Source organism: Mycobacterium sp. OAE908 (assembly GCF_017872775.1).
Lineage (GTDB): Bacteria > Actinomycetota > Actinomycetes > Mycobacteriales > Mycobacteriaceae > Mycobacterium.
Genome location: NZ_JAGGJL010000001.1, coordinates 3,428,037 through 3,450,301 on the forward strand (window position 1 = coordinate 3,428,037; position 22,265 = coordinate 3,450,301).

The 22,265-nt window shown below is 65.6% G+C and carries 24 protein-coding genes; 12 read left to right on the forward strand and 12 right to left on the reverse strand.

The annotated features are described in order from the left end of the window. Nucleotides 1–75: 75 nt before the first annotated feature. Genes J3E61_RS16860 through J3E61_RS16870 form a run of 3 tightly spaced genes read right to left on the reverse strand, consistent with a single transcriptional unit; the run spans nucleotide 76 to nucleotide 3,009 of the window. Nucleotides 76–1,083, reverse strand: coding sequence for an SMP-30/gluconolactonase/LRE family protein (locus J3E61_RS16860; RefSeq protein ID WP_210084320.1), 1,008 nt, complete (start codon nucleotides 1,081–1,083; stop codon nucleotides 76–78). A gap of 22 nt (nucleotides 1,084–1,105) precedes the next feature. Then, a complete protein-coding gene (locus J3E61_RS16865; protein ID WP_210084321.1) occupies nucleotides 1,106–2,491 on the reverse strand; it encodes an aspartate aminotransferase family protein in 1,386 nt (461 codons plus the stop codon). Next, nucleotides 2,488–3,009: an AsnC family transcriptional regulator gene (locus tag J3E61_RS16870; RefSeq protein WP_192721856.1), complete on the reverse strand. Its 522-nt coding sequence runs from the start codon at nucleotides 3,007–3,009 to the stop codon at nucleotides 2,488–2,490. Before J3E61_RS16870 ends, J3E61_RS16865 begins: the two co-directional genes overlap by 4 nt. Nucleotides 3,010–3,131: 122 nt before the next feature. On the opposite strand from J3E61_RS16870, the gene J3E61_RS16875 reads away from it, so the two are divergent. From J3E61_RS16875 to J3E61_RS16905, 7 genes are all read left to right on the forward strand, one after another. Further along, a complete protein-coding gene (locus tag J3E61_RS16875; protein WP_210084322.1) occupies nucleotides 3,132–4,637 on the forward strand; it encodes a gamma-aminobutyraldehyde dehydrogenase in 1,506 nt (501 codons plus the stop codon). A 44-nt stretch (nucleotides 4,638–4,681) separates the two neighbouring features. Continuing rightward, entirely contained in the window at nucleotides 4,682–5,359 is a 678-nt protein-coding gene (locus J3E61_RS16880; RefSeq protein WP_210084323.1) for a TetR/AcrR family transcriptional regulator, read from the forward strand. A 170-nt stretch (nucleotides 5,360–5,529) separates the two neighbouring features. Further along, nucleotides 5,530–6,381 (forward strand): ABC transporter substrate-binding protein, encoded by an 852-nt coding sequence (locus J3E61_RS16885; RefSeq protein WP_210084324.1) that lies wholly within the window; start codon nucleotides 5,530–5,532, stop codon nucleotides 6,379–6,381. Between the two features lie 12 nt (nucleotides 6,382–6,393). After that, nucleotides 6,394–7,179, forward strand: a complete 786-nt coding sequence (locus J3E61_RS16890; protein ID WP_210084325.1) for an amino acid ABC transporter permease — start codon at nucleotides 6,394–6,396, stop codon at nucleotides 7,177–7,179. 23 nt (nucleotides 7,180–7,202) lie between these two features. Then, nucleotides 7,203–7,979, forward strand: a complete 777-nt coding sequence (locus J3E61_RS16895) for an amino acid ABC transporter ATP-binding protein (RefSeq protein ID WP_210084326.1) — start codon at nucleotides 7,203–7,205, stop codon at nucleotides 7,977–7,979. A 92-nt stretch (nucleotides 7,980–8,071) separates the two neighbouring features. Further along, nucleotides 8,072–9,589 (forward strand): gamma-glutamyltransferase, encoded by a 1,518-nt coding sequence (locus J3E61_RS16900; protein ID WP_210085594.1) that lies wholly within the window; start codon nucleotides 8,072–8,074, stop codon nucleotides 9,587–9,589. Nucleotides 9,590–9,598: 9 nt separating this feature from the next. Next, the gene (locus J3E61_RS16905; protein WP_210084327.1) at nucleotides 9,599–10,504 is read left to right on the forward strand and encodes a sigma-70 family RNA polymerase sigma factor; all 906 of its coding nucleotides are present in this window, start codon (nucleotides 9,599–9,601) and stop codon (nucleotides 10,502–10,504) included. Here the strand turns inward: J3E61_RS16905 and J3E61_RS16910 are convergent. The 5 genes from J3E61_RS16910 to sdhC form a co-directional block, all read right to left on the reverse strand. Further along, nucleotides 10,473–11,084 (reverse strand): carboxymuconolactone decarboxylase family protein, encoded by a 612-nt coding sequence (locus tag J3E61_RS16910; RefSeq protein WP_192721849.1) that lies wholly within the window; start codon nucleotides 11,082–11,084, stop codon nucleotides 10,473–10,475. The genes J3E61_RS16905 and J3E61_RS16910 overlap by 32 nt on opposite strands. A 118-nt stretch (nucleotides 11,085–11,202) precedes the next feature. Beyond that, nucleotides 11,203–11,979 (reverse strand): succinate dehydrogenase iron-sulfur subunit, encoded by a 777-nt coding sequence (locus J3E61_RS16915; RefSeq protein WP_210084328.1) that lies wholly within the window; start codon nucleotides 11,977–11,979, stop codon nucleotides 11,203–11,205. A 1-nt stretch (nucleotide 11,980) separates the two neighbouring features. Continuing rightward, complete coding sequence (locus tag J3E61_RS16920) at nucleotides 11,981–13,735, reverse strand: succinate dehydrogenase flavoprotein subunit (protein ID WP_210084329.1); 1,755 nt, start codon at nucleotides 13,733–13,735, stop codon at nucleotides 11,981–11,983. A gap of 14 nt (nucleotides 13,736–13,749) precedes the next feature. Beyond that, nucleotides 13,750–14,232 (reverse strand): succinate dehydrogenase hydrophobic membrane anchor subunit, encoded by a 483-nt coding sequence (locus J3E61_RS16925; protein WP_192721847.1) that lies wholly within the window; start codon nucleotides 14,230–14,232, stop codon nucleotides 13,750–13,752. Next, entirely contained in the window at nucleotides 14,229–14,657 is a 429-nt protein-coding gene (sdhC, locus tag J3E61_RS16930; protein WP_192721846.1) for a succinate dehydrogenase, cytochrome b556 subunit, read from the reverse strand. Before sdhC ends, J3E61_RS16925 begins: the two co-directional genes overlap by 4 nt. 241 nt (nucleotides 14,658–14,898) lie before the next feature. On the opposite strand from sdhC, the gene J3E61_RS16935 reads away from it, so the two are divergent. The 4 genes from J3E61_RS16935 to J3E61_RS16950 all read left to right on the forward strand — a co-directional run bounded on the left by J3E61_RS16935 (nucleotide 14,899) and on the right by J3E61_RS16950 (nucleotide 18,316). Next, nucleotides 14,899–15,324, forward strand: a complete 426-nt coding sequence (locus tag J3E61_RS16935) for a cytidine deaminase (RefSeq protein ID WP_210084330.1) — start codon at nucleotides 14,899–14,901, stop codon at nucleotides 15,322–15,324. A 79-nt stretch (nucleotides 15,325–15,403) separates the two neighbouring features. Beyond that, a complete protein-coding gene (locus J3E61_RS16940; RefSeq protein ID WP_210084331.1) occupies nucleotides 15,404–15,892 on the forward strand; it encodes a DUF2231 domain-containing protein in 489 nt (162 codons plus the stop codon). Between the two features lie 37 nt (nucleotides 15,893–15,929). Continuing rightward, nucleotides 15,930–17,231, forward strand: coding sequence for a thymidine phosphorylase (locus J3E61_RS16945; protein WP_210084332.1), 1,302 nt, complete (start codon nucleotides 15,930–15,932; stop codon nucleotides 17,229–17,231). Then, a complete protein-coding gene (locus tag J3E61_RS16950) occupies nucleotides 17,228–18,316 on the forward strand; it encodes an adenosine deaminase (RefSeq protein ID WP_210084333.1) in 1,089 nt (362 codons plus the stop codon). Before J3E61_RS16945 ends, J3E61_RS16950 begins: the two co-directional genes overlap by 4 nt. A 75-nt stretch (nucleotides 18,317–18,391) precedes the next feature. On the opposite strand, the gene J3E61_RS16955 is transcribed toward J3E61_RS16950, so the two are convergent. Beyond that, a complete protein-coding gene (locus J3E61_RS16955; protein ID WP_210084334.1) occupies nucleotides 18,392–19,207 on the reverse strand; it encodes an alpha/beta hydrolase in 816 nt (271 codons plus the stop codon). A gap of 53 nt (nucleotides 19,208–19,260) precedes the next feature. On the opposite strand from J3E61_RS16955, the gene J3E61_RS16960 reads away from it, so the two are divergent. Then, nucleotides 19,261–19,605 (forward strand): extradiol dioxygenase, encoded by a 345-nt coding sequence (locus J3E61_RS16960; RefSeq protein WP_210084335.1) that lies wholly within the window; start codon nucleotides 19,261–19,263, stop codon nucleotides 19,603–19,605. Nucleotides 19,606–19,612: 7 nt separating this feature from the next. On the opposite strand, the gene J3E61_RS16965 is transcribed toward J3E61_RS16960, so the two are convergent. From J3E61_RS16965 to J3E61_RS16975, 3 genes are read right to left on the reverse strand one after another with little or no spacing between them, the layout of a single operon-like run. Beyond that, a complete protein-coding gene (locus J3E61_RS16965) occupies nucleotides 19,613–20,614 on the reverse strand; it encodes an NADP-dependent oxidoreductase (RefSeq protein ID WP_210084336.1) in 1,002 nt (333 codons plus the stop codon). Next, nucleotides 20,611–21,303 (reverse strand): SDR family oxidoreductase, encoded by a 693-nt coding sequence (locus J3E61_RS16970; protein ID WP_210084337.1) that lies wholly within the window; start codon nucleotides 21,301–21,303, stop codon nucleotides 20,611–20,613. The genes J3E61_RS16965 and J3E61_RS16970 overlap by 4 nt, the downstream gene beginning before the upstream one ends. Further along, nucleotides 21,300–22,211, reverse strand: coding sequence for an alpha/beta hydrolase (locus tag J3E61_RS16975; protein WP_210084338.1), 912 nt, complete (start codon nucleotides 22,209–22,211; stop codon nucleotides 21,300–21,302). The genes J3E61_RS16970 and J3E61_RS16975 overlap by 4 nt, the downstream gene beginning before the upstream one ends. Between the last annotated feature and the right edge of the window lie 54 nt (nucleotides 22,212–22,265).

Below are 22,265 nucleotides of genomic sequence, written 5' to 3' on the forward strand. Positions count from 1 at the left end.
CCCGATCCCGTGGAGGCGCGCTGTGACTGATGAGTTTGAAGTTACAAATGTGACTTCGCGGGCGCGGGCGCTCGGTCAGAGCACGAGCGCTGCAAGGTCGCAGTGCGCGACCGCCGGCGCCCCGATGCAGCCCATCCAGAGCTTCCCGTCCGACTCGACGAGGCCGGTCACCAGACCGAAGGACGGATGCGTCGTGCGCACGCCGGCGACCGCCTTACCGCTGTCCGGATCGAACGCGACGGCCCACACCACCGATTCCGGCTTCGGCTGAAGTCGGTCCGGCAGGCGCCACAAAATCTTGCGGAGAATCGGTGGCCCCGCCGCCAGTCGGTCCGCCACGCGGTTCGCGGGGGTGACCAATGCGCACCAGATGCGGCCGTCGGCGCCGGTCGACAGGTTGTCGGGCATGCCGGGCAGATTGACCGCCAGCGGTGTGACGGTTCCTGCCTGCGACCCGGTCAACCAGTACTTCGACAGCCGTCGTCCCTGCGTCTCGGCGAACACCAACGCCGACCCGTCCGCCGTCGGTGTCACGCCGTTGGCGAAGTACAACCCCGGCACGACGGTCAGCACGGTGCCGTCGGGATCGCGGCGGAACAGGCTCCCGCGGCCGCGCGCCTCGAAGATCGCACCCACATAGTTCGCATACGTGAAGGCACTTGTCGACTCGGTGAAATAGATTGTGCCGTCCGGTGTTTCGGTCACATTCGAGCAGAACTGCAACCGGTGACCGTCGACCTCTTCGACGAGCGTCTCAAACTTGCCGCTGCCTGTGTCCATCACGAGCAGGCCGCCGGGGCTGGTGCACACCAGCAGCCGTCCGTCGCGCGCGACGGCCAGTCCCAGCGGACGGCCCTCTGCGGTACCGACGACCGTGGGCTGACCGTCGGGCGTGATCCGCACGATGCGTCCGTCGTCGACGCCTGTCCAGATGTTGCCGTCGGCGTCGACGACCACATCCTCCGGCGCGTTGCCGGGCACCGGGACGACGGTGAGGTCGGCCGAGGGCACTTCCGGCAGCGCGTCGACGGGTGGCGGTTGCCAGCGGACGGGGTCGACGGGTGGCTTCGGCGCGGTTGTCACGCGCCCGAGGCTACCGGTCTGGCTAGATCATTCGGCTGGCTTCGCTCAGCACTCCGTGCAGGATCTCGTAGATGGCGTCGAACTCCTTCTGCCCGCTGATCAGCGGCGGCGCCAACTGCACGACTGGGTCGCCGCGGTCGTCGGCGCGGCAGTACAGCCCGGCCTCGAAAATCGCGGGCGTCAGGAAGCCGCGCAGCAGTCGCTCGGACTCCTCGTCGTTGAACGTCTCCTTGGTGGTCTTGTCCTTGACGAGTTCGATGCCGTAGAAGAAGCCCTCACCGCGGACGTCACCGACGATCGGCAGGTCGTAGAGCTTCTCCAGCGTCGCGCGGAACGCCGGTGCCGACTCCTTGACGTGGTCGTTGATCCCCTCGCGCTCGAAGATGTCGAGGTTGGCCAGCGCCACCGCCGACGAGACCGGGTGGCCGCCGAAGGTGTAGCCGTGGGCGAACGTCGTCTTGCCGTCGTTGAACGGCTCGAAGAGCCGGTCGCTGGCGATCATCGCGCCGATCGGAGAGTAGCCCGACGTCAAACCCTTTGCGCACGTGATGATGTCGGGTACGTACCCGAAGTCGTCACAGGCGAACATCGAGCCGATCCGGCCGTAGGCGCAGATCACTTCGTCGGACACCAGCAGCACGTCGTACTCGTCGCAGATCTCGCGGACCCGCTCGAAGTATCCGGGTGGCGGCGGGAAGCAGCCGCCTGCGTTCTGCACCGGCTCGAGGAAAACGGCCGCGACAGTGTCGGGGCCCTCGAACTCGATGGCCTCGGCGATGCGGTCGGCACAGTACTGCCCGAACGCCTTGACGTCGTGGGCATATGGTTCCGGTGCGCGGTAGAAGTTGGTGTTCGGCGCGCGGAAGCCACCCGGCGTCAGCGGCTCGAACTGTGCCTTGAATGCAGGAAGCCCGGTGATCGCCAGCGCACCCTGCGGGGTGCCGTGATAGGCGATCGCACGCGAAATGACCTTGTGCTTACCGGGTTTGCCGGTGAGCTTGAAGTAGTTCTTGGCCAGTTTCCACGCCGACTCAACGGCCTCGCCGCCGCCGGTGGTGAAGAACACCCGATTCAGGTCACCCGGCGCATATCCGGCGATCCGCTCGGACAGTTCGATCGCGGTCGGCGTGGCATACGACCACAGCGGAAAGAACGACAGCGTCTCGGCCTGCTTGGCCGCGGCCTCGGCGAGTTCCTTGCGGCCATGGCCCACCTGAACGACGAAAAGACCTGACAGGCCGTCGATGTAGCTCTTGCCCTTGTCGTCCCAGATCATCACGCCCTCGCCGCGGGTGATGATCGGCGGCGTGATGCCTTCGCCATGGCGGGCGAAGTGACCCCATAGGTGACGGGCGGCCTTTGCGCCCAGATCGGTTGAAACCTCTTGTGTGATATCGGTAGTTGTCATCTTGTACCCCAATTGTATTGCTGCTTAACGAGTCTCAGGTAAACAAGTGTCTCGGTGGATATCACCCCAGGCAATGCGCGAATTTGAGTATTGAGTAGGTCAAGTAGGTCGTCGTCGTCCTCGCAGACGACCTCGACGATGGCGTCGAACGAGCCGGCGGTGAGCACCACGTAGTCGACGGATTCGAGGGCGGCCAACTTCTCGGCGACGCGGGTGGTGTCACCGGTGCAGCGGATGCCGATCATCGCCTGGCGGGCGAAGCCCAGTTGCATCGGATCGGTGACTGCGACGATCTGCATGACACCGGCGTCGACCATCCGCTGGACACGTTGACGGACCGCGGCCTCCGACAGCCCGACCGCCTTGCCGATGCCCGCATACGATCGGCGGCCGTCCTGCTGCAACTTCTCGATGATCTGCTTCGACAACTCGTCGAGCTGGAACGCCGCGCCAGGTCGAGACTGGTTGACGCGGAACGAGACGGGGCCCAGTGGCTGCGGTGCGCCGGGGTTGGCCATGCCAGTGATTGTGCACGGAATCCGTCGTTACAAGCAACTACAGCGATGAAATCCCTCGTTTGGAGGGCCTCGCGCGGCGGGAATGCGTAGCCGGGCCGTGAGGCGTGGGCTAGCGTTGGGCCATGACTGTGCTTCAGGGCCGGACGGTATCTACCAGCGTGGCAGGCAGCTGGATCGACGGCGCCCCGGTGGAAAACGGCGGCGCCAGCCATCAGGTCATCAACCCGGCGACCGGCCAGCCCGTCGCCGACTACGCGCTGGCCACCGCTGCCGACGTCGACCGGGCGGTGGCGTCCGCGCGCGCTGCGCTGTCCGGTTGGGCGACCGCGACGCCCGCCGATCGGTCCGCGGTGCTGGCCAAATTGGCGAAGCTGGCCGACGAGCACGCGGATGATCTGGTTGGCGAGGAGGTCAGCCAGACCGGTAAACCCGTGCGGCTGGCCGCCGAGTTCGACGTGCCGGGCAGCGTCGACAACATCGACTTCTTCGCGGGCGCGGCCCGCCATCTCGAGGGCAAGGCCACCGCGGAGTACTCGGGCGATCACACGTCGAGCATCCGGCGCGAGGCCGTCGGTGTGGTCGCCACCATCACGCCGTGGAACTACCCGCTGCAGATGGCGGTGTGGAAAGTGTTGCCCGCGTTGGCCGCCGGATGCAGCGTGGTGATCAAGCCTTGCGAGCTGACTCCGTTGACGACACTGACGCTGGCTCGGCTGGCCAGTGAGGCGGGGCTGCCCGCCGGCGTGTTCAACGTGGTGACCGGGGCGGGTGCCGATGCAGGCACCGCACTGGCCGGGCACCGCGACGTCGACGTGGTGACGTTCACCGGATCGACGGCGGTCGGCCGCAAGGTGATGGCAGCCGCGGCGGTGCACGGTCATCGCGTGCAGCTCGAACTCGGCGGCAAGGCACCGTTCGTGGTGTTCGACGACGCCGATCTGGAGGCCGCGATCCAGGGTGCGGTGGCTGGCGCGCTGATCAATACCGGCCAGGACTGCACCGCAGCGACGCGGGCGATCGTGGCCCGTGAGCTCTACGACGACTTCGTCGCCGGCGTGGCAGAAGTGATGGGCAAGGTCGTCGTCGGCGATCCGCACGACCCCGAAACCGATCTCGGCCCGCTGATCACCGCGGCCCACCGCGACAAGGTGGCCGGCATGGTCGCTCGCGCGCCCGAGGAGGGTGGGCGCATCGTGACCGGTGGCAGTGCCCCGGATCTGCCGGGCTCGTTCTATCGGCCGACGCTGATCGCCGATGTCTCCGAGCAGTCGGAGGTCTACCGCGACGAGATCTTCGGCCCGGTGCTGACCGTGCGGTCGTTCACCGACGACGACGACGCGCTACGGCAGGCCAATGACACCGACTACGGTCTGGCAGCCTCGGCATGGACCCGCGACGTCTACCGCGCGCAGCGTGCGTCGCGCGACATCAAGGCCGGCTGCGTGTGGATCAACGACCACATCCCGATCATCAGCGAGATGCCGCACGGTGGGCTCGGCGCATCCGGTTTCGGCAAGGACATGAGCGATTACTCGCTCGAGGAGTACCTCACGATCAAGCACGTGATGAGCGACATCACCGGAGTCGCCGACAAGGATTGGCACCGAACGATTTTCACCAAGCGATAGGGCCGTTGCCCGGAGACCGTTCGGTTCGGTGACACAATCGACCGGTGAAGTACGAGCAGGGTTGGCAACCCGCACCAGTCGACTGGGCGTCGACGCGGGGCCGCATCCTGCTTGCCGCGTCGGCGTTGTTCGCCCAGCGCGGCTACTTCGGAACTTCGACCCGCGACATCGCAGATGCGGTGGCCATCAGGCAGCCGTCGCTGTTCCATCACTTCGGGGCAAAGCACGAAATCTTCCGCACGCTAGTCGAATTGGATCTCGGACCGTCGATCGACCGCGTGCGCGGTCGCCTCGCCGAGGATTCGACGTGGGCCGAAAAGCTGCATCTCACGATCGCCTGCGATGTGCGTGAGGCGCTGATTCAGCCGTTCGACGCGCGCGGTCTGTACCAAGACGCCGTGCTCGGTCTCGACGAGTTCACCGACGAACGCGCGGGCATCGCGCTCTTTCACGAACTGGTCGAGGCGCTGATCTCCGGCGGCCGCGAGGCAGGGGAGTTCGTGGTCTTCGAGCCGAGCTTCGTGCAGCGCGCCGTCAACGGCGTGTTGTTTGAAACTCTGCGCGAGCAGGGTGGCCCCGGTGGTCGCATTCGCGAGCAGCGGCCGATGCAGGCGGCCGACTTCATCGTGCGGGCCTTGCTCGTCGATGAGTCCAGGCTCGAACAGATTCGGGTGGTCACTCGAGACCGACTCGGCGAACTCGAGACCGCCGCTCTGCGCTGACCTGCGGCAACGCTGCCAATTCGTTAATTCCGTGCAACAAAAGCGGCTGAACTACGCAAAGGGCTGGCCTATCGCCCGATAGGGGCCTATCGTTTGATAGGCCAGCGGTGTGGCGGGCGTCACACAACGCTCCGCCGGACCGCTGCCCCCGCCCGAGTCCTGGAGGAACCGTGAAGAAGACCGCAATCGCCGGTGTCATCCTCGGCGCCGTCGTCCTCGCCCTGTCCGGTTGTTCATCGTCATCCGAGCAGGCGGCGTCGACCACCACCGGCCCGGCCAAGGTCGCACCGCCAGCGATCTTGCAGGCCGGCACCCTGAAGATCTGCGCGCCCAACGACGGAACCCCGCCGAGCGTCTACCACGACGAGACCGGCGCGCTGGTCGGCAGCGAGGTCGATCTCGGCAAGGCCATCGCAGGCAAGCTCGGTCTGACCCCACAGTTCGTCGAGTCCGCCTTCGCCGCCGTGATCCCGACATTGCAGGCCAAGCAGTGCGACGTCATCATGGCGCAGCTGTACATCAAGCCGGAACGCGAGAAAGTGGTCGACTTCGTGCCCTACGTCTGGTCGGGCACCGGAATCGCGGTGTCCAAAGAACATCCGGCAGCCATCACCGGACTCGACGACAGCCTGTGCGGAAAGAAGGTCATTGTCGCGGTCGCGACGACGGCCGAGTCGCTCTCACAGGAACAGTCCGACAAGTGCACCGCGGCAGGCAAGCAGGGTGTCGACATCAGCCGCAACAGCCACGCCGACGTCTCCATTCAGCAGGTCCAGAACGGCCAGGTCGACGCGTATCTCGACACCGCGGAGTCGCTGGGTTACTACGCAACCAAGACGGGTGCGCAGATTCAAATGGCCGGGCAGCCGTTCGGCACCATCAAGATCGGAGCGGCAACGCTGAAGGGAAACACGTCGTTGCACAACGCCATTCAGGACGCGCTCAATCAGCTGGAAGCCGATGGCAGCTACACCAAGATCCTCGCGCAATGGGGGCAGACGGACCTCAGCATCCAGAGGTGAAAGACGGTCCTGATGCACTTTGATTGGCAGTTCTTCTGGAAGAGCCTTGTCACGCCCAGCGGGCCATTTCTCGACGGGCTGGTGCTGACCATCGTGATCTCGGTGATCGCCATGGCCCTGGCCACCGCGCTGGGCCTGGTCGTCGCGTTGATGCGACGGTCGCAATTCGCTGGTTTGCGTTGGTGTGCAAGCATTTACATCTGGGTGATCCGCGGGACACCGCTGCTGGTGCAGCTGGTTCTGATCTACACCGGGCTGGCGGCCGTCGGCCTCTACCAGTTCCACGACGTCTCGCTTTTCGGCCTTTCGGTCAAAGCGGCCGTGCAGGCCGCGATCATCGGGCTGATGGTCAACGAGAGCGCCTACATCGCCGAGATCATCCGCGCCGGACTGGATTCGGTGCCAAAGGGGCAGTTCGAGGCTGCGGCATCGCTCGGCATGAAACCCGGCAAGGTGATGCGCTGGATCATCGTGCCGCAATCGCTGCGCGTCATGGTTCCGCCACTGGGCAATTCCTTCAACGGCATGATGAAGACGACGTCGGTGCTGTCGGTGATCGGCGTGAGTGAGATGTTTCTGGTCACCCAGTCGATCAGTTCCTTCACCTTCCACACGTTCGAGATCTTCATCGTTGCAGCGATCTATTACCTTGCGCTGACCACGATCTGGACGTTCATCCAGGCATACATCGAGAATCGGCTGGCGCGCCAGCTCGGCATCGAGCAGCGGGTCAGGATCACCCAGCGGCTCCTCGGCGCGCGTCGTCCGGGGACCCCGGTCCTGCAACCCCACGGATGACCGTGAACACCAAGGAGTCGACCATGAGTGTCAGCGCGGATGTCACGGCACCCATCGTTTCGGTACGGCGGGTGTGCTGCACACTGGGCGGTCGCCGGGTACTCGACGACGTCTCGCTGGACGTGATGCGCGGGCAGGTCGTCGTGCTGATCGGCCCTTCTGGTGCGGGCAAGACGACCCTGCTGCGGTCGCTGAACCACCTCGAACCCGTTGACAGTGGTGAAATCCTGATCGGCGGCGTGCCGATCGGACACCGCGATACCGCCAGCAGGAAGAAGGTCAGCACCAGCGAGCTCGCCCGCCGTCGCCGCGAAATCGGCTTCGTCTTCCAGCATTTCAATCTGTTCCCGCACATGACCGCGGCAGAGAACGTCTGGAACGGTCCCGTGCGCGTGCTCGGCACGCCGAAGGACAAGGCGCGTCAAGACGCTCTTGCCTTGCTGGCGCGGGTCGGCTTGGCCGACAAGGCCGAGTCCAGGCCCAGCCAGTTGTCGGGCGGACAACAACAGCGCGTCGCGATCGCGCGAGCGTTGGCGATGCGACCCAAGGTCATGCTCTTCGACGAGCCGACGAGCGCGCTGGACGTCGAGATGGTGGGCGAGGTGCTTGCGGTGATGCGAGAGCTCGCCGAGGAGAACATGACGATGATCGTCGTCACCCATGAAATGCGGTTCGCCCGCGACGCGGCAGATCGCATCGTCGTGATGGATGGCGGCCGCATCATCGAGGACGCCCCACCCACGGAGTTGTTCGGCCGTCCGCAGCACGAGCGGACCAAGGCATTCCTGTCCACAATCTAACGAGGAGTCGTCCCAACGTGTCCACCGAGTCACCGTCGACGTCGTTCACCGCAGCGCTCGCCACCCCGCATTCGCTGGCGACCGAGGCGGGAATGCGCGCATATCGGGAGGGCGGCAACGCGATCGACGCGGCCATCGCCGCCGCTGCGGTGCTCACGGTCGTGTATCCGCACAACGTCGCGCTCGGCGGAGATCTCATCGCGCTGGTGCGCACTCCCGACGGTGCGATCCGGTGTGTCAACGCGTCGGGGTGGGCCGGTGCCGCGGTCGATGCCGCTACTCTGCGCGCTCGGCACGGCAATCGGCTGCCCGCCCGCGGAGCAGATGCAGTGACGGTGGCCGGCGGTGTCCGCGGATGGGAGGCGTTGCGGCGCTTCGGTGCTCGACTGAGCTGGGAGCACACGCTGCGTGCGGCCGAAGCGACGGCACGCGAAGGAGCTCCGGTAGCGTCGTCGCTGGCCGCTCACATCGCCGACGGTGAGAACGCCGACCTCTATGGCACAGCGGATTTCGACAGGGTGTTTCGGCTCGGCGGTCGCTACCTGCGCGCGGGGGACAACTTCGTGCAGCCGGAGTTGGCCGATACATTCAGCGCGCTTCGCACCGGCGGCGCGGACATTTTCTATGAGGGCACGCTCGCCGCACAGTCCGTCGAATATCTGCGATCGCGCGGATCATGTTTGACGGCAGACGATTTCGCGGCCTATCAGCCTGAAGTCGTCGAACCCATCTCCGTGGACTTCCGCGGTCTGACGGTGCTGACCAGCCCGCCGAACACGCACGGCTTCCTGTTGTTGCGAGCGTTGACGGCGGTGGCGGAACTCGACGTCGCCGATCCGCTCGGCGGCGGGCTCGGTACCTTGCTGCGGATCTTCCACCGAGGCAACGCGTTACGCTCGTCGCGCCTGGCCGATCCCAGGCACGCCGACGTCGATGTAGCGGCGTTGGTGCACAGCGGTCTGGATGAGATGACCGAAGTCGGTGCGGGGCATCAGGGTCCTGCGCTGGTGCCGCACGGCGATACCGTCGGCGTCGCGGCGGCTGACGGTGATGGCTATGCGGTTTCGTTGATTCAGAGCGTCTACCACGCGTTCGGGTCGGGGCTGATCGACCCGGCCACCGGGATCCTGTTCCACAATCGCGGGACGGGCTTCTCGCTGGACGATGCCTCCCCGAACGTCATCGCGCCGCGCAAGCGGCCTGCGCACACCCTGATGCCGGTGATGACGACGCACGAGGGTGCGACGCGTCATGTGCTGGCGACCATGGGTGGCCAGGGGCAACCGCAGATCCTCGGGCAGGTGCTGCTGCGCGCGATCGACGGTGCGAGCGCCGAGGCCGCGGTCACCGCACCTCGAGCCATTGTCGGCCTTCAGGTCGACGGTGGCACAACGGATTCGGTGACGGCGGAATCCGATCTACCGCCCGTGGCGGCGTCGTCCATCAGCGACGCGGGCCTGGTCTCGACCGAGGTCGCCCCGCACACCGAAAGCCTCGGACAGTCCAACGTCGTCTTCATCGACGACAGCGGGTCGATGATGGCGGCATCGGATCCGCGATCGGACGGCGCCGCGGTCGTCGCGCACTACCCGCGATTCACCAAGCCCTAGACTCGTCACATGACCGCGAGCACGCGTGTCGACGAATTCGAGGAGCTACGGCCACACCTGCTGGCCGTCGCATACCGGCTCACCGGCACCGTCGCCGACGCCGAGGACGTCGTGCAGGATGCGTGGCTGCGGTGGGACCGCACCTCGGAGTCCATCAACGATCTACCCGCGTGGCTGACAACAGTGGTCAGCAGGCTGAGTTTGGACCGGCTGCGGTCGGCGGTCAGGCGCCGCGAAACCTATGTCGGCGAATGGCTGCCCGAACCGGTGGTGACCGGACTCGACGGGCAGGATCCACTCGCGGCTGTGGTCGCCGCCGACGATGCCCGGTTCGCGGCAATGGTCGTGCTGGAGCGGCTGACCCCGGACCAGCGGGTGGCTTTCGTGCTGCACGACGGGTTCGGGGTGCCGTTCGGTGAGATCGCCTCGGTGCTCGGCGTTAGCGACGCATCGGCCCGGCAGCTCGCGTCTCGCGCGCGGCGTGCCGTGGCGTCCGCGCCGCCGCCAGTGGCCGACCAGGCTCACGACGAGGTGGCCGGCTCACTGATGGCGGCGTTGGCGGCCGGCGACATGGAAGCCGTTGTGCGCGTGCTCCATCCGGATGTCACGTTCACTGGCGACTCCAACGGCAAGGCGCCGACCGCAGCACGGACGATCGTCGGGCCCGACAAGGTCGCGCGGTTCTTGTTCGGCTTGGCACGTAGGTACGGGCCGAACTGGTTGGCCGGCGGCCAGCTGGCCTTGATCAACGGGCAGGTCGGCACCTTCACCGAAGGCGCACCGGCCCGCGAGGGCTATCCGGCGCTGATGCCCCGGATCACCGCGATGACGGTGCGCGACGGAAAGGTCTGCGCCATATGGGATATCGCCAACCCAGACAAGTTCACCGCGTCGCCGCTTGCTGATCCTCGGTAGCCCAAGGCACCCGACACGCGTCGCCCGAGTTGAAGCCTTGCTCGGTGATGCCCAGCGCCGAATACATCCGCGCCCGCATGTTCTCGACACCGATCTGGTAGGTCAACTCGATCACGCCGTCGTCACCGAAGCGCCGCTGTAGATCGGCGACCTGCTCGTCGGTGACGGTGTGCGGATCGGTTGTCATCGCGTCGGCGTAGGCGATCGCGGCGCGCTCGTCATCGCTGTAGCGCGGTGACGTCGCATAGTCGTCGATCTCCTTGAGGCGGTCGACGTCGAGGCCGTCGAGCCGCTGCAGCATCGACCCGAAGTCGACGCACCACGAGCAGCCGATGGTGCGGGCCGTCCAAAACACCGCCAGTTCGCGGACGTTCTTGGGCAGCTTCTTCGAGCCCGAGTCCAGCAGCGTCTCGTGCACGGCGTTCGCGATCAGCAGCCGCGGGTGATGTGCTGCGACGGTGAACGGCTCGGGCACCTCGCCGAACCGGCGCCGGGCCACCCGGTACATGACGCGGGTCAGCAGGCCGGCCTGCTTCGGGGGGACAGGGGCGATGCGGGTTTTCTGTGCTTTTTCCGTCATGCCCTTATGACGAGACAGCCCGTCGATGTGTGACATGCCCCCCGCGAGCGACCGTGTCTGCGCACGACACGCCGCAAAAAGCTGACATTTCGCGGTCGCTCGCGGGCGTGGAACTGAGCTAGCGCGCGAACATCAATGCGCGCTTGACCTCTTGGATGGCCTGCGTCACCTGGATGCCACGCGGGCAGGACTCCGTGCAGTTGAACGTGGTCCGGCAGCGCCACACGCCGTCGACCTCGTTCAGGATGTCCAGTCGCTCGGCGGCGCCCTCGTCGCGGCTGTCGAAGATGAACCGGTGTGCGTTGACGATGGCGGCCGGGCCGAAGTAGCTACCCTCGCTCCAGTACACCGGGCAGCTGGTCGTGCAGCACGCGCACAGGATGCACTTGGTGGTGTCGTCGTAGCGCATCCGGTCGGTCTGGCTCTGAATGCGTTCGCGCGTAGGCGGATTGCCGCTGGTGATCAGGAACGGCTTGACCGCGCGGTAGGCGTCGAAGAACGGCTCCATGTTGACCACGAGGTCCTTCTCGACAGGCAGGCCGCGGATCGGCTCGATCGTGATCGTCAGCTGCTTGTCGGGCTTCTTCGGCAGCATGTCGCGCATCAGCACCTTGCACGCCAGCCGGTTCACCCCGTTGATCCGCATCGCGTCGGAGCCACACACCCCGTGCGCGCACGACCGCCGGAACGTCAGCGTGCCGTCCAGGTACCACTTCACGTAGTGCAGCAGGTTGAGCAGCCGGTCGGTCGGCAGGCACGGGACACGGAAGCTCTGCCAGCCGGCGGTGTCGGGGTCCTCCGGGTTGAAGCGGGCGATCTTCAGCGTGACCATCACCGCGCCTTCGGGGACCGGCGGTGCGGCGCCCTCCGTGGTGTCGACAGCTGGTGCGCTCATATCAGTACTTCCGTTCCATCGGCTCGTACCGCGTCATCACAACCGGCTTGTAGTCCAGCCGGATGTCGGACAGCAGCTCGCTGCCCTCCTTGTAGGCCATGGTGTGCCGCATGTAGTTGGTGTCGTCACGGTTGGGGTAGTCCTCACGGGCGTGGCCGCCGCGAGATTCCTTGCGGTTCAACGCCCCGACGACCGTCACCTCGGCGAGCTCGAGCAGGAAGCCTAGCTCGATCGCCTCTAGCAGGTCGCTGTTGTAGCGTTTGCCCTTGTCGTGCACCGAGATTCGGGCATAGCGCTCCTTGAGCGCGTGGATGTCCGTCAGCGCCTGCTTGAGCGTCTCCTCGGTGCGGAACACCGCGGCGTTGTTGTCCATCGACTGCTGCAGCGCGGCGCGGATGTCGGCGACGCGCTCGTTACCGTGCTCGGACAGGATGTCGCCGACCCAGCTGACGACCATGTTCGCCGGATCGGCGGGCAGGTCGACGTGATCGTGGCCCAGCGCGTAGTTCGACGCGGCGATGCCGGCGCGGCGGCCGAACACGTTGATGTCGAGCAGCGAGTTGGTGCCAAGCCGGTTGGCGCCGTGCACTGAGACGCAGGCGCATTCGCCCGCGGCGTACAGACCCGGCAGCGGAGTCGTGTTGTCCCGCAACACCTGACCGCTCACCGTCGTCGGGATGCCGCCCATCACGTAGTGGCACGTCGGGTACACCGGCACCAGCTCGGTTACCGGGTCGACACCCAGGTAGGTGCGGGCGAACTCGGTGATGTCGGGCAGCTTGGCTTCGAGCACATCTGCGCCGAGATGGCGCACGTCGATGTACACGTAATCCTTGTGCGGCCCTGCGCCTCGGCCCTCGAGCACCTCACGCACCATCGAACGGGCCACGATGTCGCGAGGAGCCAAGTCCTTGATCGTGGGGGCGTAGCGCTCCATGAACCGCTCGCCTTCATCGTTGAGCAGGATGCCGCCCTCGCCGCGCACCGCCTCGGAGATCAGGATGCCAAGGCCCGCAAGGCCTGTCGGATGGAACTGGTGAAACTCCATGTCCTCCAACGGAAGTCCCTTGCGGAACACGATGCCAAGACCGTCGCCGGTCAGCGTGTGCGCGTTGGAGGTGGTCTTGTACATCCGGCCCGAGCCACCAGTGGCGAGCACGATCGCCTTGGCGTGGAAGACGTGGATGTCGCCGGTCGCCAGTTCGTAGGCGACGACGCCGGTGGCGACGGGGCCTGCGGCCGTCTCCGTCAGCGCCAGGTCGAGCGCGTAGAACTCGTTGAAGAACTGGACATCGTGTTTGACGCAGTTTTGGTACAGCGTCTGCAGGATCATGTGGCCGGTACGGTCGGCGGCATAACAGGCGCGCCGCACTGGTGCCTTGCCGTGGTCGCGGGTGTGCCCGCCGAACCGGCGCTGGTCGATGCGGCCCTCAGGGGTGCGGTTGAACGGCATCCCCATCTTCTCGAGGTCGAGCACCGCGTCAATGGCTTCCTTGCACATGATCTCGACCGCGTCCTGGTCGGCGAGATAGTCGCCGCCCTTGACGGTGTCGAAGGTGTGCCACTCCCAGTTGTCCTCTTCGACGTTGGCCAGCGCCGCGCACATCCCGCCCTGGGCCGCGCCGGTGTGGCTGCGCGTCGGGTAGAGCTTGGTCAGCACGGCCGTGCGGACCCGCGGCCCCGCCTCGACGGCCGCGCGCATACCCGCGCCGCCTGCTCCGACGATGACGACGTCGTAGCGATGTTCAATCAGCATTGATCAGCTCCCCGTCACGAGACGTTCGCGTCGAATGTCACCAGCACATAGGTGCCCAGCACCAACGTGAAGCCCGTCACCAGCAACAACAGCGAATTCAGATAGAACTTGGTGATGTTCTTGCGTGCATAGTCACCGATGATGGTGCGCATGCCGTTGGCGCCGTGCACCATGGCCAGCCACAGCAGCGCCATGTCCCAGATCTGCCAAAACGGCGAGGCCCAGCGCTGCGCGACGTAGTTGAAGTCGATGCGGTACACGCCGTTGTCCCAGATCAGCCCGATGAACAGGTGGCCGAGCGCCAGCACGACCAGCGCGACGCCCGAGAATCGCATGAACAGCCACGCGTACTTCTCGAAGTACGGGATGCCCCGAGGGCGTCGCGGCGCGCGGGGATGGTCCAGGCTGGCCGGACGGTCGTGTTCTTTTTCCTGAACGGGGGCCAGTCGGCCTTCGCGGTGGTGGGGTGTCCAGGCAGCTCCCGGCGCTTCGGTCATAGGAATCGCTCCGCCATGTGCATTCCGATGACGCCGAGCGTCGGGATCATCACGGCCAGCCAGATGCCGGCGACGATCCACAACATCAGCCGCTGGTAGCGCGGGCCGTGCTGCCAGAAGTCGATCAGGATCACGCGGATCCCGTTGAGTGCGTGGTAAAGCACTGCCGCGACGAGGCCGACTTCCATCAGCCCGACGATCGGTGTCTTGTAGGTGTTGATGACTTCGTTGTAGGCCTCGGGGCTGACGCGCACGAGCGCCGTGTCGAGTACGTGGACGAGCAGGAAGAAGAAGATCGTCGCTCCCGTGATGCGGTGCAGCACCCAGGACCACATGCCGGGATCACCGCGATAGAGCGAACGTCTGCGCGACGGGTGAGGTAGCGGCGCCGGCACGGCCGGGCTTGCTGGTGTCGCAGTACTCATCTGGCCTCCAACGCCATCGGTGGACGCTTGGGCATCGGAGCCGTACCGGCGGCGACATCCGGCTCGGCTGAGAACCTGCCCAAACCTCGGGGCGACTCTAAACCCAGTTCTACTGCTAAACGAACTACCGTTTAGCCGTCGGCGCACGGAAAACGGCAAAACTTAGGGTTACCTATCTAGGTGGCCCTGCCGTGGAGCGGAGGCTTCGGAATGCATTCAGAATCCGAACGGTGGAATTGACGTGACATCCGAGATTGACTGGAAGATGTTGCGGCACAAGGCAACTGAGGCGTCGGCGCACGCTTATGCACCGTATTCGGGCTTCGCGGTCGGGGCGGCAGCGCTGGTCGACGATCACCGAATGGTGGCCGGCTGCAATGTGGAAAATGTCTCATATGGTCTAGGTCTCTGTGCCGAGTGTGCTGTGGTCTGTGCCCTGCATTCCTCGGGTGGCGGCAGGCTGATTGCGCTTTCGTGTGTGGACGCGGCGGGCGAGGTGTTGATGCCGTGCGGGCGATGCCGGCAGGTGCTTCTCGAACACGGCGGACCCGATCTGCTGATCGACCATCCGCTGGGGCCGCGACCGTTGAGCGTGCTGCTTCCCGATGCGTTCGGACCGCAGGACCTGGCCCGCGGCAACGAGCCCGCGCACGAAGAAACACCGTGACCGGCTTCACATTTAGACCGTTTGAGGTGGTCGCCGACGGGTAGTCCTGGGCTGTCACGGAGTTTGCTTAAGGAGGGCCATGACTAGTCGCGCGAAGCTGGCGGGACATCCGGTTCACCCGATGCTGATCCCGTTTCCGATCGGGCTGCTGACCACAGCCGTGGTGTTCGACATCATTTACCTGATCACGGACCGGCCTGGATTCACGATCGCGGCCGCCTACGCGATCGCCGGCGGCATCATCGGCGGCTTGCTCGCCGCGCCGTTCGGCTGGATTGATTTCTTCAAGATCCCCGCCGATACGCGTGCCAAGCGGATTGGTCTGTTGCATGGGCTGATCAACGTCGTCGTGCTGGTGTTGTTCGCGATCAGCTGGCTGCTGCGCTGGAATGCAGGTGGCTGGGAGCCGAGGCCGTTGGCACTGGCGTGCAGCTTCGTTGCAGTGGTGGTGGCCGCTGTCGCGGCGTGGCTGGGAGGCGAGCTGGTCGACCGCCTGGCAATCGGGATCGACGAGGGCGCCAACCCCGACGCGCCGAGCTCGTTGAGCCATAAGCAGGTGCCCGCGTAGCGGCATTCCTGCGACCGTCACCGGTAACGTAACCGCGGTGACCGCGTTCGCATTTGACGCGCCAACCGTTATTCGGACCAAACGCGATGGCGGCGTCTTGTCCGACGCCGCGATCGACTGGGTGATCGATGGCTACACCCATGGCCGCGTCGCCGATGAACAGATGTCGGCGTTGTTGATGGCCATCTTCCTGCGGGGGATGACCGGTGCCGAGATCGCCCGTTGGACGGCCGCGATGGTGGACTCCGGTGAGCGGATGGACTTTACAGACCTGCGGCGTGACGGCAAGCCATTGGCGTTGGTGGACAAGCATTCCACGGGCGGCGTCGGCGACAAGATCACCATTCCGCTCGTTCCCGTCGTGATGGCGTGTGGGGGAGCGGTGCCGCAAGCCGCCGGGCGCGGTCTCGGTCACACCGGCGGCACTCTCGACAAGCTGGAGTCCATCCCGGGTTTCACCGCCGAGATCTCGAAAGGCCGAATACGGCAACAACTTTGCGATCTCGGCGCCGCGATCTTCGCGGCGGGTGAGCTGGCGCCCGCGGATCGGAAGATCTATGCGTTGCGCGACGTCACCGCGACCACCGAGTCGCTGCCGTTGATCGCCAGTTCCGTGATGAGCAAGAAGATCGCGGAGGGCGCCCGGGCACTGGTGCTCGACAGCAAGGTCGGCAGCGGAGCGTTCCTTCAGACCGAGGCCGAGTCACGTGAGCTGGCCCGCACGATGGTGGAGCTGGGCGCCGCCGAGGGTCTGAACACCCGTGCGCTGCTGACGGACATGGAGACGCCGCTGGGCCGCACCGTCGGCAATGCCGTCGAGGTCGAGGAGTCGCTGGAGGTGCTCGCCGGTGGAGGCCCGGCTGATGTGGTCGAGCTGACGCTGGCACTGGCCACCGAGATGCTCGACGCCGCGGGGCTCGACGCGACCGATCCCGCGCAGACGCTGAAGGACGGCTCGGCGATGGACCGGTTTCGCGCGCTCGTCGCCGCACAGGGCGGCGACTTGTCCCGACCGCTGCCGATCGGTGCATATTCCGAGACCATCTCGGCGCCGCGCGATGGCACGATGGGAAGCATCGACGCGATGGCGGTGGGACTGACGGTGTGGCGGCTCGGGGCGGGCCGCTCCGTCCCGGGTGAGCGGGTTCAGTTCGGAGCGGGGCTGCGTATCCATCGGCGTCCTGGCGAAGCCGTCGCCGCAGGTGAAGCGTTGTTCACCCTCTACACCGACACTCCGGAACGGTTCGAGGTCGCGATGGCAGAACTGGACGGCGCATGGTCTGTCGGCGATAGCGCGCCGCCTCACCGTCCGCTGATCATCGATCGGATCGTTCCGTGACCACCCCGCTGACCCTTGATTCGATCCGGCGAGCGCCGAAGGCACTGCTGCACGATCACCTCGACGGCGGGCTGCGGCCGGCCACGGTGCTCGAGCTCGCCGAAACCAACGGGTACGACGAGCTGCCAGCCACTGGCGTCGATGAGCTCGCCGCGTGGTTCCGCACGGCCGCACACAGCGGGTCACTGGTGCGTTATCTCGAACCGTTCGCGCACACCGTCGGCGTGATGCAGACGCCGGAGGCGCTGCACCGCGTCGCCTACGAATGTGTGGAGGACCTGGCGGCTGACAACGTCGTGTACGCCGAAATCCGGTTCGCGCCGGAACTACACATCGATCGGGGGCTGTCGCTGGACGCGGTCGTGGACGCCGTGCTGGCGGGGTTCGCGGATGGTGAGAAGGCCGCCAGCGCCGAGGGGCGCGGCATCACCGTGCGGTGCCTGGTCACCGCGATGCGGCATGCCGCGCGGTCACGCGAGATCGCCGAGCTGGCCATCCGATTCCGGGACAAGGGTGTCGTCGGGTTCGACATCGCCGGCGCCGAGGCCGGCTACCCGCCGACGCGGCATCTCGACGCGTTCGAATACATGCGAGGCAACAACGCGCGCTTCACGATTCACGCCGGTGAGGCATTCGGGCTGCCGTCGATTCATGAGGCCATCGCGTTCTGCGGCGCCGATCGACTGGGCCATGGCGTGCGGATCGTCGACGACATCACCGTCGGCTCAGACGGCACCGCGCAGCTCGGCAGGCTGGCAGCGCTGTTGCGCGACAAGCGGATTCCGTTCGAGATGTGTCCGTCGTCGAATGTGCAGACCGGCGCCGTCGGCAGCATCGCCGAGCACCCGTTCGATCTGTTGGCCCGCTTGCGTTTTCGCGTGACCGTGAATACTGACAACCGGCTGATGAGCGACACCACGATGAGCCAGGAGATGCTGCGCCTCGTCGAGGCGTTCGGCTACGGCTGGACTGATCTGCAGCGGTTCACCATCAACGCGATGAAGTCGGCGTTCATCTCGTTCGACGAGCGGCTGTCGATCATCGACGACGTGATCAAACCGCGCTACGCGGTCCTCGTCGGCTAGTTTTCTCCGGCGAGCAGACGCAAAAGTGCCCCTTTTGACGCCAAAAGGGGCACTTTTGCGTCTGCTCGCGCGGGGCTAACCGCGCAGGACCTCGCGCAAGACGGCGGCGAATTCGGTTGGCGCGCCCATGAATCCACCATGATCGCCAGGGAACTCGACCGGCGCGACGCCGAGCCGTTCACACAGCGCCACCGATGTCCGGTAGGTGAGCAGCTGTCCGGAGTCGACGCCGATGCCGACGACGACGCGCGTCGTGCTGTTCTTCAGCGCGTCGATGTCGGGCAGGTATCGCGTCGTCGGAAAAAGGTCGATTTCGAAGAACCGCGCGGCCTGGCGCACCTCGTCCTCGGACGGTTCGGCCGGACCCGACGGCGCATCGCCTGCAGACACATCGAATCCGGCGTTGCGCATGAAGTGCATCCAGGCCGCGCCGAACCCGTCGCGATGGAAGGTGTCGAGGATCGCCTCGGTGTTCGCGCGCTGCTCGGCGGCATCCGGCAGCAGTTCCAGCAGCGGCGGTTCGTGCGCGACGACTGTGCGCAGCCGCCCCGGATGCCGCGTCACGAGTGCCAGGCCGGTCACCGCCCCGCCGCTGGAGCCGAAGAGGTCGGCCGATTCGGCATCGAGGTCGTCCAGGATCGCCGCGACGTCGTCGGCGCGCTGCTCCACACCAGACGCGGCCGCGGGGTCGTCGACCGGGCTGTTCGCATAGCCGCGGGGATCGTAGGTGACGACGGTGTGGTCGCCGGCCAGCGCTTCGGCCAGCGGCGCGAACTCCGCAGATGCCATCGGAGAGCCGATGACGAGGAGCAGAGGACCGGCTCCGCGGATCTCATAGTGCAGGCGGGCGCCGGGGACGGACAGAGAACGAGTGGCGATAGGCAGGGTCATATCGGTGCAGACCGCTGCTGGGCCGCAAAATCATCGCGACGTACCGTGGCGCCATGATCACTGGCGCTCATGTCATCATCTACAGCCGCGACGCCGACGCCGATCGTGCGTTCTTCCGCGACGTCCTTGACTACCCGCACGTCGACGCCGGCGGTGGGTGGCTGATCTTCAAGTTGCCGCCCGCCGAGGCTGCCGTCCATCCCGCCGACGCGCCGTCGCATGAGCTCTATCTGATGTGCGACGACGTCAACGCCACGGTCGACGAGCTCAAAGCCAAGGGCGTCAACTGCGGTCCCGTCAGCGATCAGGGGTGGGGCCTGTTGACCAGCATCCGGCTGCCCGGCGGCGGCGACCTCGGCCTCTACGAGCCGCGGCATCCGAAGGCGACCGAGCTGTAACCGCCGATCACCTCACCTCGACGACGACCTTGCCTTTGGCGCGGCCCTTCTCGACATAGTCCAGGGCGTCCTTGGTCGACTCGAACGGATATACCTTGTCGACGATGGGACGTATGACGCCCTCATCGATGAGAGAGGTGATCCGGCTCAACTGATTGCCGTTCGCCTTCATGAACAAGAACGAGTAGGTCACGTTGAGGCGCTTTGCCTTTCGCCGCGCACCGAAGCTCAAGACACTCATGATCGGCTTCACGAACCAGCGCGCGCCGATCTCTTTAGCAAAGGCAGGGTCGGGTGGACCCGATATGGAGATCAGCTTTCCGCCCGGCTTCAGCACCCGTAACGACTTGTTGAGGGTCTTGGCGTCTTGACTGTGCAGCACGACGTCATAACCGTGCAACCGCGTCTCGAAGTCCTCTGTCTTGTAGTCGATCAACACGTCTGCGCCGAGACTCTTGAGCATGTCGAAGTTGGCTGCGCTGGCGGTTGTCGCCACCGTCGCACCCAGGTGTTTGGCCAACTGAATCGCGAATGTGCCGACGCCGCCGGTGCCCGCCTGAATGAAAACCTTTTGTCCTGGCTTCAGGTTGGCCTTCTCGACCAGTGCCTGCCACGCGGTCAGGCCCACCAGGGGAATGGACGCCGCTTCGGCCATGGTGAGTTCTTTCGGCTTGATCGCCACGTCGTCTTCACTCATCGCGATGAACTCCGCGAAGGTGCCCATGCGATAGGTGTCCGGACGCGCATAAACCTCGTCGCCGGGCTTGAAGCGCCGCACGCGGGAGCCGACCTCGATCACAACGCCGGCCACATCGTTGCCTAGAACGAGCGGAAAGCGGTACGGCAGAAAAATTTTGAATTCTCCGGCTGAGATCTTCACGTCGACCAGATTGACGCCCGCGGCATGGATTTGGACCAGTACGTCGTTGTCGCCGACCTTCGGCTGCGCCAAGTCGACCATTCGGCCGCCGTCCTTGCTCTTGTAGCGGTCGATGGCGAATGCCTTCATGCCACGCGCTCGCGGATCGGTTTGTTCAGTTGGGCGCGAACGACGAGAGTCATTTCGTCGGCCAGCACTTCGTCGGCGCCGGACTCGATTCCGTCGAGGACCTGACGGACCACGTCGGCGGGATCGGACTTGGGGCTATCCGCAAACGCGCCCATATCGGTGTCCACCAGTCCGACGTAAACGCCGACCACTTGCACGCCACGCGGCCCGAGTTCAAGCCGCATCGAGTCAGTGGCGCTCCACAGCGCGGCCTTCGTCACCCCATAGCTGGCGCCGACGGGCAGCCATGCGAGCACCGACGCGACGTTGACGATTGCGCCCGACCTCTCGGCAATCCGGTCGGCGAAAGCCGATGCCAATGCCAGTGGTCCGAACAGGTTCGTCTCCATCTCTTCGCGCAGTTGGGAGGTGTCGCTGCGAAGGACGGAGGCGCCCCTGGCGATGCCGGCGTTGTTGACCAGAACGCTGACATCGGACGCCGCGTCGGACGCCCTGGCCACGGACGCGGCGTCGGTGACATCGAGTTGTAGCGGAACTACGCGCGGGTCCGCGATGTCGATTGTCCGTGGGTCGCGCGCGGCCGCATACACCTTGGCGGCACCCCGATCGAGAAGCTGCACAACGTATTCGCGGCCCATGCCACGGTTGGCTCCGGTGACCAACACCGTCTGACCGGTCAGCGAGGTCATGAGATCGTCGATCCCAGGAATTCGAGCGCTTCGGGGACGAAGCGTTCGTGGGCTTGGAAGATGCCGCCGTGTCCGGCGTCGGGATAGATGCGCAGCGTCGCATTGGGGAGACGGTGAGCCAGGTCGTAGGAGTTGCTGGTCGGCACCATGCGGTCGTCGTCGCCGTTGGCCACCAGCACGGGTTGTTGAATGCGTGACAGGTCGGCCGGCTTCGCCAGCCCGAACGCGTGAATGGCCTTGAGCTGAGTGCGGAATGCGCGGATCGAGGTCGCCTTGTCCCGGTCGGTGGTGCGTTCCTTGAGCCGTTTGACGAATGCCTTTGCCTCCGACTTGCCGTGCGCCGTTCTGGTGAAGAACAGCAGTTCCTTGGGGTCTTTGAAAGTGGCGTAGGCGTGCAGGGTGTCGAGGTAGCTCAACTTCGTCACGTTGACGATGCCTTCACCTCCCGCGGGGCCGGTGCCCGCGAGAATGACCTTGCGAACAAGTGCCTGCTCTTGGGCCGCGATCACCTGTGCGACCATGCCGCCGAGCGAGAAGCCGAGCAGGTCGACCTGGGTGAAGCCCAGCGCGCGAATGAACGCCACCGCGTCGTGTGCCATCGCTTCGACGGTGTCGGGCGTCTTGCCCTCCGAGGCCCCCAGTCCGCGGTTGTCGAAGGTGATCACCCGGTGCTTGGCCGCGATGCCGTCGACGACGCGGGGGTCCCAGTTGTCGAGATTGGCGGCCAGATGATTTAGGAAGATCACCGGTACGCCGGTGTCGATGCCCAGTTCACGGTAGACGAACTTGGTTCCGTCCACGGAAACGGATTTCGTCGGCGCGTTCTTGTACGACGTGCCGCCCCAACGGCTGCGTGCCTCGTGCAGATGACTTGTGGGGTCGTGCCGGGTGGTTCGTTTGTCTGCCATGATCGCTTCCTTTGGTAAACCGTTTGGTGTACTTCCTGCGGTTGACCGTAACAC

What these genes read in the sequence shown, in the direction of transcription:
- J3E61_RS16900 (WP_210085594.1), top strand. Translation starts at nt 8,072, where the DNA reads ATGCGCGCATATCGGGAGGGCGGCAACGCGATCGACGCGGCCATCGCC.
- J3E61_RS16925 (WP_192721847.1), bottom strand. Translation starts at nt 14,232, where the DNA reads ATGACCGAAGCGCCGGGAGCTGCCTGGACACCCCACCACCGCGAAGGC.
- J3E61_RS16955 (WP_210084334.1), bottom strand. Translation starts at nt 19,207, where the DNA reads ATGACCCTGCCTATCGCCACTCGTTCTCTGTCCGTCCCCGGCGCCCGC.
- J3E61_RS16920 (WP_210084329.1), bottom strand. Translation starts at nt 13,735, where the DNA reads ATGCTGATTGAACATCGCTACGACGTCGTCATCGTCGGAGCAGGCGGC.
- J3E61_RS16965 (WP_210084336.1), bottom strand. Translation starts at nt 20,614, where the DNA reads ATGAAGGCATTCGCCATCGACCGCTACAAGAGCAAGGACGGCGGCCGA.
- J3E61_RS16875 (WP_210084322.1), top strand. Translation starts at nt 3,132, where the DNA reads ATGACTGTGCTTCAGGGCCGGACGGTATCTACCAGCGTGGCAGGCAGC.
- J3E61_RS16970 (WP_210084337.1), bottom strand. Translation starts at nt 21,303, where the DNA reads ATGACCTCGCTGACCGGTCAGACGGTGTTGGTCACCGGAGCCAACCGT.
- J3E61_RS16910 (WP_192721849.1), bottom strand. Translation starts at nt 11,084, where the DNA reads ATGACGGAAAAAGCACAGAAAACCCGCATCGCCCCTGTCCCCCCGAAG.
- J3E61_RS16915 (WP_210084328.1), bottom strand. Translation starts at nt 11,979, where the DNA reads ATGAGCGCACCAGCTGTCGACACCACGGAGGGCGCCGCACCGCCGGTC.
- J3E61_RS16905 (WP_210084327.1), top strand. Translation starts at nt 9,599, where the DNA reads ATGACCGCGAGCACGCGTGTCGACGAATTCGAGGAGCTACGGCCACAC.
- J3E61_RS16895 (WP_210084326.1), top strand. Translation starts at nt 7,203, where the DNA reads ATGAGTGTCAGCGCGGATGTCACGGCACCCATCGTTTCGGTACGGCGG.
- J3E61_RS16960 (WP_210084335.1), top strand. Translation starts at nt 19,261, where the DNA reads ATGATCACTGGCGCTCATGTCATCATCTACAGCCGCGACGCCGACGCC.
- J3E61_RS16890 (WP_210084325.1), top strand. Translation starts at nt 6,394, where the DNA reads ATGCACTTTGATTGGCAGTTCTTCTGGAAGAGCCTTGTCACGCCCAGC.
- sdhC (WP_192721846.1), bottom strand. Translation starts at nt 14,657, where the DNA reads ATGAGTACTGCGACACCAGCAAGCCCGGCCGTGCCGGCGCCGCTACCT.
- J3E61_RS16865 (WP_210084321.1), bottom strand. Translation starts at nt 2,491, where the DNA reads ATGACAACTACCGATATCACACAAGAGGTTTCAACCGATCTGGGCGCA.
- J3E61_RS16870 (WP_192721856.1), bottom strand. Translation starts at nt 3,009, where the DNA reads ATGGCCAACCCCGGCGCACCGCAGCCACTGGGCCCCGTCTCGTTCCGC.
- J3E61_RS16940 (WP_210084331.1), top strand. Translation starts at nt 15,404, where the DNA reads ATGACTAGTCGCGCGAAGCTGGCGGGACATCCGGTTCACCCGATGCTG.
- J3E61_RS16975 (WP_210084338.1), bottom strand. Translation starts at nt 22,211, where the DNA reads ATGGCAGACAAACGAACCACCCGGCACGACCCCACAAGTCATCTGCAC.